16 protein-coding genes are annotated in these 12,391 nt (G+C 60.0%); 12 read left to right on the plus strand and 4 right to left on the minus strand.

What is annotated here, in order from left to right; all coding sequences use genetic code 11:
• Positions 1 to 307: 307 nt before the first annotated feature.
• Positions 308 to 466 carry a hypothetical protein gene (locus HYT87_06200; GenBank protein ID MBI2059348.1) on the minus strand — a complete coding sequence of 53 codons (159 nt, stop codon included), beginning with the start codon at positions 464 to 466 and terminating at the stop codon, positions 308 to 310.
• A 43-nt stretch (positions 467 to 509) separates the two neighbouring features.
• Here HYT87_06200 and HYT87_06205 point away from each other — a divergent pair, with 43 nt between their 5' ends.
• Positions 510 to 710, plus strand: coding sequence for a hypothetical protein (locus HYT87_06205; protein MBI2059349.1), 201 nt, complete (start codon positions 510 to 512; stop codon positions 708 to 710).
• Positions 711 to 747: 37 nt separating this feature from the next.
• Here the strand turns inward: HYT87_06205 and HYT87_06210 are convergent, their stop codons facing one another.
• The gene (locus HYT87_06210; protein ID MBI2059350.1) at positions 748 to 2,187 is read right to left on the minus strand and encodes an outer membrane protein transport protein; all 1,440 of its coding nucleotides are present in this window, start codon (positions 2,185 to 2,187) and stop codon (positions 748 to 750) included.
• 60 nt (positions 2,188 to 2,247) lie between these two features.
• Between HYT87_06210 and HYT87_06215 the strand changes: the two genes are divergently transcribed.
• The 4 genes from HYT87_06215 (at position 2,248) to HYT87_06230 (ending at position 5,138) form a co-directional block, all read left to right on the plus strand.
• Entirely contained in the window at positions 2,248 to 2,562 is a 315-nt protein-coding gene (locus tag HYT87_06215; protein ID MBI2059351.1) for a hypothetical protein, read from the plus strand.
• Positions 2,563 to 2,580: 18 nt separating this feature from the next.
• Positions 2,581 to 3,180, plus strand: coding sequence for an HNH endonuclease (locus HYT87_06220; protein ID MBI2059352.1), 600 nt, complete (start codon positions 2,581 to 2,583; stop codon positions 3,178 to 3,180).
• Positions 3,181 to 3,276: 96 nt separating this feature from the next.
• Complete coding sequence (locus HYT87_06225; protein MBI2059353.1) at positions 3,277 to 4,185, plus strand: patatin-like phospholipase family protein; 909 nt, start codon at positions 3,277 to 3,279, stop codon at positions 4,183 to 4,185.
• Positions 4,173 to 5,138, plus strand: coding sequence for an RluA family pseudouridine synthase (locus HYT87_06230; GenBank protein MBI2059354.1), 966 nt, complete (start codon positions 4,173 to 4,175; stop codon positions 5,136 to 5,138). Before HYT87_06225 ends, HYT87_06230 begins: the two co-directional genes overlap by 13 nt.
• Before the next feature lie 6 nt (positions 5,139 to 5,144).
• On the opposite strand, the gene HYT87_06235 is transcribed toward HYT87_06230, so the two are convergent.
• Positions 5,145 to 6,071, minus strand: coding sequence for a hypothetical protein (locus tag HYT87_06235; protein ID MBI2059355.1), 927 nt, complete (start codon positions 6,069 to 6,071; stop codon positions 5,145 to 5,147).
• A 54-nt stretch (positions 6,072 to 6,125) separates the two neighbouring features.
• On the opposite strand from HYT87_06235, the gene HYT87_06240 reads away from it, so the two are divergent.
• Positions 6,126 to 6,347 (plus strand): hypothetical protein, encoded by a 222-nt coding sequence (locus tag HYT87_06240; protein ID MBI2059356.1) that lies wholly within the window; start codon positions 6,126 to 6,128, stop codon positions 6,345 to 6,347.
• Positions 6,348 to 6,379: 32 nt separating this feature from the next.
• On the opposite strand, the gene HYT87_06245 is transcribed toward HYT87_06240, so the two are convergent.
• Positions 6,380 to 6,724, minus strand: coding sequence for a helix-turn-helix transcriptional regulator (locus HYT87_06245; protein ID MBI2059357.1), 345 nt, complete (start codon positions 6,722 to 6,724; stop codon positions 6,380 to 6,382).
• Positions 6,725 to 6,932: 208 nt separating this feature from the next.
• On the opposite strand from HYT87_06245, the gene HYT87_06250 reads away from it, so the two are divergent.
• The 6 genes from HYT87_06250 (at position 6,933) to HYT87_06275 (ending at position 12,335) form a co-directional block, all read left to right on the plus strand.
• Positions 6,933 to 8,000 carry a hypothetical protein gene (locus HYT87_06250; GenBank protein MBI2059358.1) on the plus strand — a complete coding sequence of 356 codons (1,068 nt, stop codon included), beginning with the start codon at positions 6,933 to 6,935 and terminating at the stop codon, positions 7,998 to 8,000.
• A gap of 4 nt (positions 8,001 to 8,004) precedes the next feature.
• A complete protein-coding gene (locus tag HYT87_06255) occupies positions 8,005 to 8,232 on the plus strand; it encodes a hypothetical protein (GenBank protein ID MBI2059359.1) in 228 nt (75 codons plus the stop codon).
• A gap of 128 nt (positions 8,233 to 8,360) precedes the next feature.
• On the plus strand, positions 8,361 to 9,755 hold the full coding sequence (locus HYT87_06260; GenBank protein MBI2059360.1) for an LPP20 family lipoprotein: 1,395 nt from the start codon (positions 8,361 to 8,363) through the stop codon (positions 9,753 to 9,755).
• A 79-nt stretch (positions 9,756 to 9,834) separates the two neighbouring features.
• Positions 9,835 to 10,296, plus strand: a complete 462-nt coding sequence (locus HYT87_06265) for a hypothetical protein (GenBank protein MBI2059361.1) — start codon at positions 9,835 to 9,837, stop codon at positions 10,294 to 10,296.
• Positions 10,274 to 11,203 (plus strand): trypsin-like peptidase domain-containing protein, encoded by a 930-nt coding sequence (locus HYT87_06270; GenBank protein MBI2059362.1) that lies wholly within the window; start codon positions 10,274 to 10,276, stop codon positions 11,201 to 11,203. Before HYT87_06265 ends, HYT87_06270 begins: the two co-directional genes overlap by 23 nt.
• A gap of 13 nt (positions 11,204 to 11,216) precedes the next feature.
• A complete protein-coding gene (locus tag HYT87_06275; GenBank protein MBI2059363.1) occupies positions 11,217 to 12,335 on the plus strand; it encodes a DUF4384 domain-containing protein in 1,119 nt (372 codons plus the stop codon).
• The last annotated feature ends 56 nt before the right edge of the window (positions 12,336 to 12,391 follow it).

The following is a 12,391-nucleotide window of genomic DNA, read 5'->3' on the forward strand; positions in this document are numbered from 1 at the left end:
ATCACGGGCCATGTTCTTAGCGGCCCATCTTGGGCCGCAACCTTGCATGGCCCCGTGCCGTCCTGGGCACGGGGAGGGGATGAACCCCTCCCCTACGGGCGAACCCCAATCAGGGAAACAGGGCGGGAAACAGGAAACAGGCTCAACTCTAGACACTGGACAAACTGGCTGCGTCGGAAAAACCTCCCGGCATGGAGGCGGATGGCCGCCCGCGGGCTCTCGATCCCGTCGAGTAGCGTTCCGCCTCGGCCTCTTCTACCGATTCGGCGGGAGAGGGAATCAGGGCTGAAGGCCCGGCGGTCGGGAATTAGTGCTTGCGCCCGCGGCGGGTGCGGGCGCCGTTTCCGCCGAACCGGCCATTCGAAACAATCCGGCGGAGGAGACGATTGCTTTCCTCTTGAAGCCACACCCGCCTTCGCAGCAGGGCCACGATCAAATTGCCCTTCCGATTGATGGATTTCGCCATTCCGCGCAACACTCTCTGGTCCTTGTCAATTATTCCACGACCCGTGGGACTCATTCAACGAGCCTGTCTCCACCGCCTGGAGCCGATCCTTCTCCGCTTGGATCCGAAACGCACGGCCTTCCTGGACGAATGTTGCCGTCGTTGCCTCTATACTGCGGAGGATGTCTCGGATGGAATCCTGCTGACCCCGCTCCTCACCATTCATGTCATCAAGCTACCCCTCCAAGTCCCGTGGTGTCAATAATCAGCGGTGGGAGGTGGAGAGGGGAAGAACCAGCCGGCTACAACCGGATGGTGGTCGAGACGGCGAGGAGGAAGATGCCGTGTTCGTATCGGCCGTTGCCGACGGGTTTGGGCTTCAGCCTGAAAAGGTCTTTCACCGTGGAGTCGCCGATGAGGGTCGTTTCCAGACCGTTGATTTCGAGGACCTGGCTGTCCATGACCTCCCGGTCCTCGTAGAACAGGTAGCCTGAAGCCAGATCAAACGAAACACGATTCCAAGTGAAGGTCGCCCCGCCGGCGAGCGCCTTCTTGGTCGCGTCTTGGAGCGAGGGGGTCTGCGTCTGCGGCGGAATGGCCGCGGATTCGTAGAGGCCGCCGGTACGAAGCGTCAGGAAGGGCGTCGCTTCCCATTCGATGCCGAGTCGCAGATCGTAGGAGTCCTTGAATTCCAGCGGAACGACCACGTCGCTGATTTCGATGGCTTCGATCGGGGGGTCGCCAAGACTCGTGATGGGCTGGGACAGGTTGAAGGTGTTGCTGTCGAGATCGCCGACCAACTGTTTCAAAGTTCCCCACTGGGTGTAGGTGAAACCTGCCTCGGCGTAGATGCTTCGCAGAATGTCGTATCCGACCCCGACCCGGTACTGGGAGGGAAGCTTGAGGGGGACGGTGATTCCCTTTGAATCATGGATCTGGACGGGAATGCCGGGTGTCTCTTCCGGATTGTTCGGATCACGGCCGAACTGGATGTCCTGCTCGACCGCCACGTTCCCTTTGAGGTCGAGCGACATGGCCGGCTGAAACGATAAACCGGCATGGAGCGGGCCACGGGCGTACCGCACACCGGCGATGAGGGAAGGACTGTTGATGGCGTCCGCCTTCATGCTGAAAAATCCATCGTTCTCGGGATGGTCCTTGGCGTCCAGTGCCAGCGTATAGGCCTGTTCAAATTCGGTGTAGACATACGTGAGGAGCGCGTCCAGTCCGAAGCTGAGGCCTTTGATCGGCTCGTAGGCGGCCCCGAGACCGTAGAAGACCTCGCCGATCTCTGAGTCGATCACCGCATATCTCTGCGGCCCGATTTTGTCGAACTTGTATCCTCCGGAGAGCGGCGTGATGAGACCGCCGGCAAGTTTGAATTGTTCGATGCCGAAATCATGGGCAATGACCGCCGAAGGGACGTAGAAAAAGAAGGGTGACTGGTTGTGTACGGGATCGAACGTGACCTTTCCGCCCTCCTCCGGGGCCCTCTGAAAATCGGCCTTCGTGTTGAGCATCGAGAGGCCGAGGAACACCTCGTTGCCCAACGAGGTCAGCGCGGCGGGGTTGTAGTAGAAGGCCGTGAGATCGGTGGGCTTGGCGACAAAGGCCCCCCCCCGGCCGAAGGCGCGGGTGCCAGTGTCGGGAACGGTGTAGCCTGCGGACTTCGCGTCTGAGGAGGATAGAAGCGTCAAAACAAGGGCAAGAACGGCAGGACGGACTCTGAAGAACCCGCTCATGGACGGCAGTTTAGCCCCCGCCCTTGCAAAAGCACAGCAAAATGTCTACATTTTTCGACCATGGGGAGAGACAGCGAAGATTCGGGAGGGGATCGAAGAGGTCTCCTGAAGAAAGCCATCTCGGCGGGCTTGGGCACTCTGTCTGTCACGGAGGGCGCCGTGCGAGGGATGTTGAAGGAGGGGAAGATGCCCAGGCAGATCATCGGCGCCGCCGTGGGAACCGTGGAGAGGGCGCAGAAAGAGTTTGTGACCCTCCTGGCGAAGGAAATCGGCGAGTACTTCAAACATCTCAACGTGGCGGAGGAAACGAAGAAGGTCTTGGATGGCATGGAGATCACCGTGACCCTCCGTTTCAACCGCAAGAAGGGAAAGTAAACCGGGCATCGAAATTTCATGCTGAACAGCGCCGTTCTCGTCCTGAACCGGTCCTACATGGCCATCGACATCACGACGGCCAAGAAGGCCTTTGTCCTTCTCTACAAAGGCATCGCGGCGGCGGTGGACGACGACCTGCGGACGTTTGATTTCGATTCATGGCGAGATGTGGCGGAGTCCGACTTGGCGAACGGTCTGGGTACCGTTTCCGGCGTGATCGCCATTCCGAAAGTGATCCTTCTCCAAACCTACAGCAAGATTCCCCGTCGCGAAGTTCGGTTCAACCGATTCAACCTCTACATGCGGGACGAAAACTCCTGCCAGTACTGCGGCGAGAAACTCCCTAAGAGCGAGCTTACGCTGGACCACATCGTGCCGCGTTCGAAGGGCGGGCGGACGACCTGGGAGAATGTGGTGTGCTGCTGCATTCCGTGCAATCTAAGGAAGGGCGGGCGGACCCCTCAGGGCGCGCACATGAGACTTATGCGAAAGCCGATCAAGCCCGCCTGGTGGCCGACCTCCAAGTTCAACGCCAATCATTTCCTCCGGAAGGAATGGCTGCCCTTCCTCAGCATGGTGGATGCGGCGTACTGGAATACGAAGCTGCAAGAGGACTAGCGGTCAGCCCTCAGCTTTCAGCGGTCAGCTTCAAGGGAAACGGGAAAGACATTTTCAGGCTGAAAGCCGAATGCTGAGCGCTGAGAGCTTTCTGCAATGAAGATCGGACTGGCTTTGGGCGGCGGAGCGGCGCGCGGCCTCGCCCACCTCGGCATCATCAAAGTCCTCAAAGAAGAAGACATCAAGATCGACGTCGTCGTGGGGACGAGCATGGGCGCGATCATCGGCGCGCTCTACGTCACCCAAACCGACATGAGCGACATCATCGAGAAGGTCAAAACGTTCCTCACCGGTCCGCTCTTCCACAAGATCCGGCTGGACTTCTTCAAGCAGCAGATCAGCGATCAAAAGGGCGGTTTTCTCAAAGGCATTACAGCGGCCCTCAAAAAGGGGGTGGTCTACACCGCTTCCATGAGTCGGCAATCGTACGTGCGGAACGACTTGTATATGGACGTCATGTCCAGTGTGTTGCCTGACGTCCTCATTCAAGACATGCGCACGCCGTTCGCAGCGGTGGCGACCGATTTGGTGTCGGGCGAGGAGGTGATCCTCAAATCCGGCTCTCTCCGGCCCGCGATCGCCGCCAGCTCGGCCATTCCGGGTCTCATGCCTCCGATCACGATCGACGGAAAAATGCTGGTGGATGGCGGATGGATCGATCAAGTGCCCGTTCGCCCGACGTACAAAATGGGCGCTGATTTTGTCATGGCCGTAGACGTGGGGGAAGAGTTGGATCGCGTTCCGGAGCTGGATCGAAGCTTGGATATCGTTACGCGGGCGAACTTCGTGGCTCGGAAACGACTCATGCGGCTCCTTTCGGAGGAGGCGGATCTCCTACTACGCCCCGAAATGAAGGAAATTCACTGGGCTGATTTTTCCCAGTTGGAGAACGCGATCAAAATGGGCGAGCAGGCGGCCCGAGAGAAAATCGATGCCCTCAAGGAACTCATCGGACGAACGAAAGTGAAGAAATTCTTCCAAACCTTCAATCCTTGGAAAGATTGACGGTTGCTCGCCGCGTTGAAGCTGCCCCGTCCCCCTCGATTCGAATTGATCAGTGGCTGCTCGTTGAGCTGAAGCTGGCCTCGCGGTCCGCCGCCCAGAAACTTCTTCGAGAGGGCGCCGTGCAGGTCAATGGACGGTCGGTGAAGGCGAGCCACCTCATGAGACTGGGAGACCAGGTGAAAGTGGTTCTTCCAGAAGCCGGGCACGTCGGCGTGGAGCCGGAATCGGTGCCGTTGGAGGTCATCTACACAGATGACGATCTCGTCGTGGTGAACAAGCAGCCTGGCGTGGTGGTCCATCCGGGGGCCGGCTCGAATAAAGGAACATTGGTGGCGGGTCTCCTCCATCGGTTCGGCTCCCTGGCCTCCCCTGGTGGCCCGTTACGGCCCGGCATCGTTCACCGTTTGGATCGGGGGACCTCCGGAGTAATGGTGGTAGCCCGGAGCGAGCGCGCCTACTACGATCTCATCCGTCAATTCCGGGACAGAGAAATTCAGAAAGAATACTGGGCGCTGGTGTGGGGAACGATGAGGGGGCGCGGGGCGTTGGACGCTCCCATTGGACGCCACCCCACGCGACGGACCGTCATGAGCGTAAGCGCTGCCGGGCATGGAAGGCCGGCACAGACCGAATGGGGGGTAATCGATTCCAGTGACTCATTTTCCCTCGTTCGCCTCAAGCCGAGAACGGGCCGGACCCATCAGATCCGGGTCCATCTCAGCTACTTGAAGCATCCCATCGTGGGTGATCCCGTGTATGGAACCCGGGTGGCAGGGGGACTTTCTCGGAAGTTGGAGGCCGGCCATCCGGTACTCAGAGTGGATCGTCCACTTCTCCACGCACGTCGACTCTCGTTCCGGCATCCGGCGAGCGCTGAAGGGCTGACTTTCGAAGCCCCGGTGCCGGAGGATTTCAGTCGGGTGGTTGAAGCAGTCGGATTGAAGTCTTTGTAGGCGCCGTCACGGAGAGACGAAACTGAGGCTGGGCCCGAGCTCGACATTCAATTTGGTCCCGGCCGTGAGCATCTCGCCGTCCAGAATAAGGGGCTGCTCCTGCGGAGTTTCGATCTCCACCTTCTGCGTGATGTGTTCCCAGAATCGATCATCGGGAATAGGCATTCCGCGGTGGAGACGATAGAGGAAGCGAAAGTAATACGGCAGGGGGAAGCTGGCCAGGCGTAGATGAAAATGATGCGGTTTCTCGAGGGCGCGGGGCACGAGGAGAAAGCCGAGCGGGTAACGCGTGATCGTGCCGGCCAGGAGGGCGGTGAAGTGTTTCTCCGCGACGGGTCGTCCATCGACCTGAACCGCGGCTTCGAACGGCTCCGCGATCCAGCGGGCAAACTCCGATCCGGTGGCCACGGAGAGGGCCCCGCGGCCGATGATGCTCATGACCGTTCTGGCCGCCCCCCCACCTTTGTAGTACACGCTCATCAGCTTCGTTGCGAACCCGAGGCCGAACATGAAGGCAAAGTGCTCGTTCACTTTCAGCATCGGCCTTTCCACCGAATCGATCGGTTCATCGTGCCGGAGCTTGTGGACGAGGGCGCGAAGATAGGAACGTCCCATCCCGCGGAGTCCGAGGGCTGTAATGATCGTATTCATCGTGCCGCCCTTCACCAGGGCGAACAGGGGAAGAGGCCGCCCCTTCCATTCGTGAATGACGGTGGTGATCGTTTTCTGAATGGAGCCGTCTCCGCCGCAGATGCCGACGATCTCGCACTCGCGTCGCCGAAGGTCGGCGATGACTTCTTCAAGATGGGTGAGGTTCTCGCTGACGATGAAATCGCCGACGGGTTTCACGATCGACCGGTACCGGTACATCCTCCATGGGAATTTCCGGTTGCGCTTGGCCTTCGGATTGTAGATGAGGGCGAACCGTCTCACGGATCGTTCTTAGCAAGGGGTGTGCGGCTTGACAAGCGGTTAGTTGTAGAACGAGTGGCGGTAACCGGCTCGCTGCTCCATCCGATGCGGTTCGGCTCAGGTTCGGACCTCGATTTGATCGTGTGGGGGTTGCCCAAGGGGAAATACCTGGAGGCCCTCGACCTTGTCTGGATGGAGCTGACCCCGCTTCTTGGGAAGGTCGGTCCGCTCGCCAGGCAAGCGGAGGCCGAGGTGACCTCCTTCCGGACATTCGTCCGCGCGCTGGCTTCCGACTGAGCGCGCCCCCGGGGGGCAACCGTTTTCGTCGCCTAATGGCGCCTGCGCATGTTCAGAATGTTCCGCAGGATTTCCGAAATGGCAAGGGAATCGTCCGGAGAACAATGCTGGAGCATATCGTACACCTGCACGGAGGGATCCCGTTGAACTTTGGCTTCCACGGGCCAGGGGAAATTGAAGAGTTCTTTGGGAGAACTGCCCAGCGCGTTGGACAGAGCTTCCAGCGCTTCCAATGAAGCCGATTTCCGCCCGCCCTCGATCGCGTTCACGTGGCTCCAAGAAAGACCGGCCTTCTCGGCCAGGCCTTCCTGAGTCATCCCCTTCAGCTTCCGCAGGCGCTGTATTCTTTTGCCGAGCGCCCTCCTGATCTTTCCCATCGGACCTCCATGTACCCTCCTGTAGACTGAATAGCCGACGAACCGGCGCGAGAACATATCCCAATAGGATGTACAATACACTTGACACATTCCCACGGGGTGTGTTACGAGGTCGTAAAACGCGAAGTAACCGCCTTGCAGGGAGGGAAACGTAGACCAAGGGAGAAATGGAATGCGGTTGGATTTACGCAAGCAAAGGAGGACACGAATGAACAAATTCAGCGAAGGCGCGGGTCTCCGGTTCTGGATGCGGGCCGCAGGGGTGGCTGTTTTGTGGATGGGCTTTGCCGGTTGCGCGGCGACCCTGAAGGTGGCTCGCATGAAACCCGCGGAGATCAATCTCGCGGCATTCAAAAAAATCGCCGTGGCGGACATCACGGGTGAAGGCGGACAAGAAATTGCGGATACGATGAACCAGGCGCTGTTCGATTCCCAAAGATTCGAGGTCTTGGACCGGCAAAATCTTACCAAGATCATGAAGGAGCAGAATCTGGTGATCGGCGAAGCCTTCGATCCTTCCCAGTCGGTCCAGATCGGAAAGCTTTTGGGCAGTGCCGCGATGATCTTCGGCGGCGTGACGACGCGGAAGTACGACGAGAAGAAGACGTATGAGGACAAACAGTGCACCCAGGTGGTGGGCGGACAGACGGTTACGCGCCCGTGCCGCGTGTACACCGTCACGGGAACGTGGAACGTCAACATGGGGCTCAAAGTCGTCGATACGGCCACCGGCAAGATGGTGGCCACCAAGGCGTTCAAGGAACAAGACTCCAAGAAGGTGAGCGCCACGGACGCCGTCCCGGCGATTGACTGGGACAAGGACGCCGTTTTCAGCGACATCCAGGGGAAAATTGTGGTCCAGTTCATGAAAGTGATCGCCCCCTACACGGAGATGGTGGACGTGGAGCTCTTCAAGAGCGGCGATCTGCCTGAGATGGAGAAAGGGATCAACTTCGGCAAGCGGGGTGAATGGGCGGATGCCATCGAGCAGTTCAGGACGGCCGTGGGCAAGGCCGACAACGATCCGAAGATCAAGAACAGCCTTCGGGCCAAGGCTCACTACGATCTTGGAGTTGCCCTCGGATACAGCGGCCAGTATGACGAAGGGTTGAAGGAACTCAAGAAGGCCAATGATCTCGAAGCCAGCGGGACTTTCGACAAGGAAATCGGACGGATCAAACAGTATAAGAAGGATGCGGAGAAGCTCAAGCAGCAGGGGGTGGGCGCCGAGTCCAGTTCCGTGCCTCCGCGCCCGAGATTCGTGGTGGCGGGGTGATCCGGTGACAACGTTGGGAAAGATCGGATTGACAGGCTGGATCTCGGTGATGGGATTGTTTCTTGCGGCGTGCTCCGAGGATCCGTGCGACAAGGGCGCCTACAAGTGCGACGGAACGGTTCTCATGTACTGCGGCTCGGACGAGTCGTGGTCGATCTCCAAGGACTGCGGTTCCGTCGGAAAGGGCTGCGCCTCCAAGTGCGCCTCAGGAGCGGCTTGCTGCATAGACTAGCCCGGCGTACGCGGCCAAAATCACCTCCGCGGTATGGCGCCTGACACAGTGTGTCACGCAATACCCTCCTTCAATCCCTATTAGGGGCTGCGGTCGGGCTGGCAACAGCTTGTGCCGCAGCCCAACCTGTGTGGGTCTCCACCAATATCCACCCGGTATTTTCCACGCGGGAATACGTAATCGGGGTGGGCGCGGCTCCGCACACGCGAAGCGAGGAAAATGATCTGGCCCAGGCCGACTCCAACGCCCGCACGGAGATCGCCAAGCAAGTCCAAATCCGCGTTGAAGAGGTCATGTCCACGCGCCAACACGAGGCAGCCAGGGGAGAGGTGCGGACCGGCTCCTACGAAGTTTCCGTCCGGTCTCAGGAAAGCGTGGGTCTCACGTTGGAAGGCGTGAAAATCGTTGAGCGGTCCTTCGACAAGAAAGCCGGGCAGCACTACGCGCTGGCGGTCTTGCCGCGGGTCAGCACCTCTATCCGTCTGGCCGATCAGGCCGCTCAGGGTTTCCGTCAAGCCAAGGCAGCTTTGCGCGAGTCCGCGTTGCTCATCGACTCCGGCGACGTCGTGGGCGCCGCGCGAAGGCTGATCCTCGCGTCCGATGTTTACGAGAAGGCGGTTGGCCACGAATTGGTTTCTTCCGTCCTCGGACAAACAGGTTCGTCGCCCGATCGGGGCCCACCTCCCTTTCCCACTCTCATGGACTTGGTGGACAAGACGAAACTGGAGGTCGGGGCGGGTGACGGACAGGCGGGTGTGGCCGGAAGCCCGCTCCCTCGACCCATCCGTGTGCGCGCGGTCTACGCGGGAGCGGTTCCAGTGGCGCGGTTGCCCCTTGCCGTGGAGGCGCCCTCCGACGCGGCAAGCATAGAGCCGGGGATCCGAACCAACGCGAACGGCGAGGCGGAAATTCGGGTCCTCAACGTCAGGAAAACGGGTAGAAGCGTAAACTCCGTCCCCGTTCGGGTGGCTTGGGACGATCTGGTGCAGGAGAGTCTGGGAGGCCGGCCGCCGTCCTGGATGGGGCGGCTCGGAGGCGGAACGGTCGCCTTCAGGTATCGGCTGCGAACCAAATCGGAAACGAGAGTCTTGGTTCAGACCTGCGTCTCGCGGGAGGATCGCGTCGTGTCGGATACCGTTCTGTTGCCGCGGCTGATGGGTGAATTCAAGAAGGCTGGGTTCCAGGTCCTGGAAGCACCCGCTTCGTTGGGAGCATGGGGCGCATGCCCGAAACCGGATGATTTGAGTGCGCTCCGCGAGAGTTTCCGCGACAGGACCGATTTACTTGTTCTTGCCGTTGCCGCAACGTCCTTCGCGGGCGTGAGAGAGGCCGTGACCGTCCATCGCGCACACCTGTTCGCGGCGGCGTATGACCTGACCCGAGATGAAACCGTCGCCTCTCTCGAAGGAGAAGCCGCGGGAGGCGGGAACACACCCGAGCGGGCTGCCGACCGCAGCGTGAGGCAGGTGGCCGAAGACTTGGCGCCTGAACTGGTTCGGAAAGCCGTTGAAGGTCTGCGGTAGCAACCGGCATCGTCCTTCTTCCGCCGGGAGCTACTTTACCTCAAGGGCGTCGTTTGATATAAGGCGGATGGAGGTTACGGTGGGGAAAATAAACCGCTTGATCGTCCTCGCTCTCATCGCACTGTTCTGCGTTTCGTGGCCCGGCGCTGCCTTATCGGAGGAATCACCCAAGAAGTCGAAATCCGTTCTTGATGAAGCGCTTTCCAAGTGCCAGCTCATTCTCGACGGTCTGGAGAAGGGCGGAAAGGAAGAGCATCGTCGGACGTCGGTGATCGGCGTGCGCGCTGGAAAGCCGGCGGGCGCACAGGAACTCTCGGACGATCCCGAGATCTCCGCGCTCCAAAAACAACTCAAGTCGGCAGGTGAGGCCGCCGCCCGGTTGCGGGGCGCCGTGGAAGCGAGTTCCGATCCGAAGTTCCGCGCCGATGCCTACAAGGCCCTCAGTGATCTCTATGGCTCGATGGCTGAGGCGGAGAAGCAGATCGCCGAGAAAACGGGCGCCAAGAAACAACCCGCCGATGGAGAAAGTGGAAAGCCGTAACCGTTTCCTGCGTTCCTTCCTTCTGCTGGGATTCATTCTTCTTCCCGGGAGCGCTTTTTCGCTCTCCCCCAAGGAGATTTACAAGAAGTCGGCGCCGTCCGTGGTGGCGATCCTGTGCTATGACCTCAAGGGGAGCGGCACCGCCGGCTCGGGGTTTCTGATCGATGAGAAGAGCCGCGTCCTTACGAATGCGCATGTGGTGATCGGCGGAAAAGGCGCTCCCTACGAGAAGATCTGGGTGTACTTCAAGCCGGAATCGATCACGGGCAATCCCGACAAGGACCTTCGCAATCCGGTGAAGGCGAAGGTTGAACGTTTCGACGACAAGTTGGACCTGGCCCTGCTGTCGCTCGAAAGTCCCCCCGCGGGAAGTTCTCCCTTGGCCCTGGCCGATCCCTCCTCCGTGGAGATCGGCGACTACGTGGCCGCCATCGGCCACCCGGAGCAGGGCGGACTATGGACGCTGACCACGGGGACGGTGAGCACGGTGGTGGCGGACATGGAAGGGGTTCCCGGCAAGGACGCATTTCAGACGGAGGCCAGCATCAATCGCGGCAATTCGGGTGGGCCTCTCTTGGACGAGAACGGGAACGTCATCGGGATTAACTCGCTGATCGTAAGGCAGGCCGCCGACGGGCTGGCCATCACGGATGTCAATTTCGCGATCAAGTCCGGCGTGGCCCAGAAATGGCTCAACCAGGGCGGCCTGAACGTGGCCCTCACCCCAAAATCGCCTACGTCGGGAGAAGACCCGGCCTTCGTGAGGGCGGCGGCGTCCAAGGAGAAGATCACCACATCGAAGCAGCCGTTCCGCATCGAAACGGTGGTCGAGGCGCAACGAAAGAAAATCGAGAAAGAGATGTCCGACATGATGGACGAAATGCATCGAAGGGTCATCGAAGAGTAAAGGAGGAATTCGAATGAAGAGGAAACTATGGACCGGTGTGCTGGCTTGCGGCCTGGCCGGTCTGATCTTGTCCGGCTGCGCCGAACCCAAGCCAAAGCCTGATACGCGCGAGAAGGCCAAACGCTCCCACGATGAACTCGAGCAGGAAGAAGAGCAGATGAAGGAACGGAAAAAAGAAGGCTCGCGCGATCATTCGAGGCTGGAGGAAGCGGCCCCCCCCCGTGGGGAGGTTGCTTCCCTGGTCCCGGCCCGCCCGCAGGATGCGGAAGCGGTGCCGGAAGCGGCCAGGAAGGCCGACCCGGCCGCTCCCGCGGCCCCGAAACCAACGATGGCCGAGCCGTGCCGTTGGGTCGAGGCGGAGGGAGTCGTCGGGATGAGCGACCAGGACACACTCTACCAGGCGAAGGGCCGCGCGATTGCGGCGGCGCGGCAGGAGGCCATCAAGAACGTGCTCGGTTACGAAATCCGATCCCGCGATGCGGTTTTCCAACAAGAGTCGCTCCGGGGCGAGCAGACTTTGGTGGAAAGCCTCATCGTCAGCACGCAATACGGACTCATCCTCGATGAAGAGATTCTGGCGGCGGGACCCCTCCGGGATGGGGCGAAGTATCGCGCGAGAGTTCGAACGTGCATCGCTCGACAACCGGAGAGAATGGACAAGGGATTTCGCGTGACGTTGGGCCTCAATCGGCAGACGTTCGTGGAAGGGGACGAGGCGGTGGTGGATATGACGGTCACGCGGGATTCCTGTGTGTATCTGCTGAACGTGGACACGATGGGGAACATGAGCCTGGTGTTTCCCAACTCCGTGGCATCCGGGAACTGCGCGGTGGCCGGCAAGTTCATCCAATACCCCGATGCCTCGCTTCAACGGAAGGGTGTTCACCTGACAGCGGTCTTGCCTCAGGGGACGAGGACCTCAACCGAAACGTTGAAGATTATTGCCTTCAAGACGAAAATGGATCACTTGTTCTCCGATTCCCCCCCGGCCGTTGCATCGACAATCAACGTGAGTTTCGAGCGGCGAGAGCAACACAACACCGGGGCCTACGGCGACTTGGTTCGGAAGCTTGTCCTCGATGACGTCGAGTGGGTCGAAGATTCCGCCGCTTTTGTCATCCACGCGAAGTGACGTTGCGGGTGTGGGAGGCCGGTGCTAATCTTTGGGTGTGGGAAAGATCGTCAGGA

The sequence above is a fragment of the Nitrospirota bacterium genome (genome assembly GCA_016180645.1).
Taxonomy (GTDB): domain Bacteria; phylum JACPQY01; class JACPQY01; order JACPQY01; family JACPQY01; genus JACPAV01.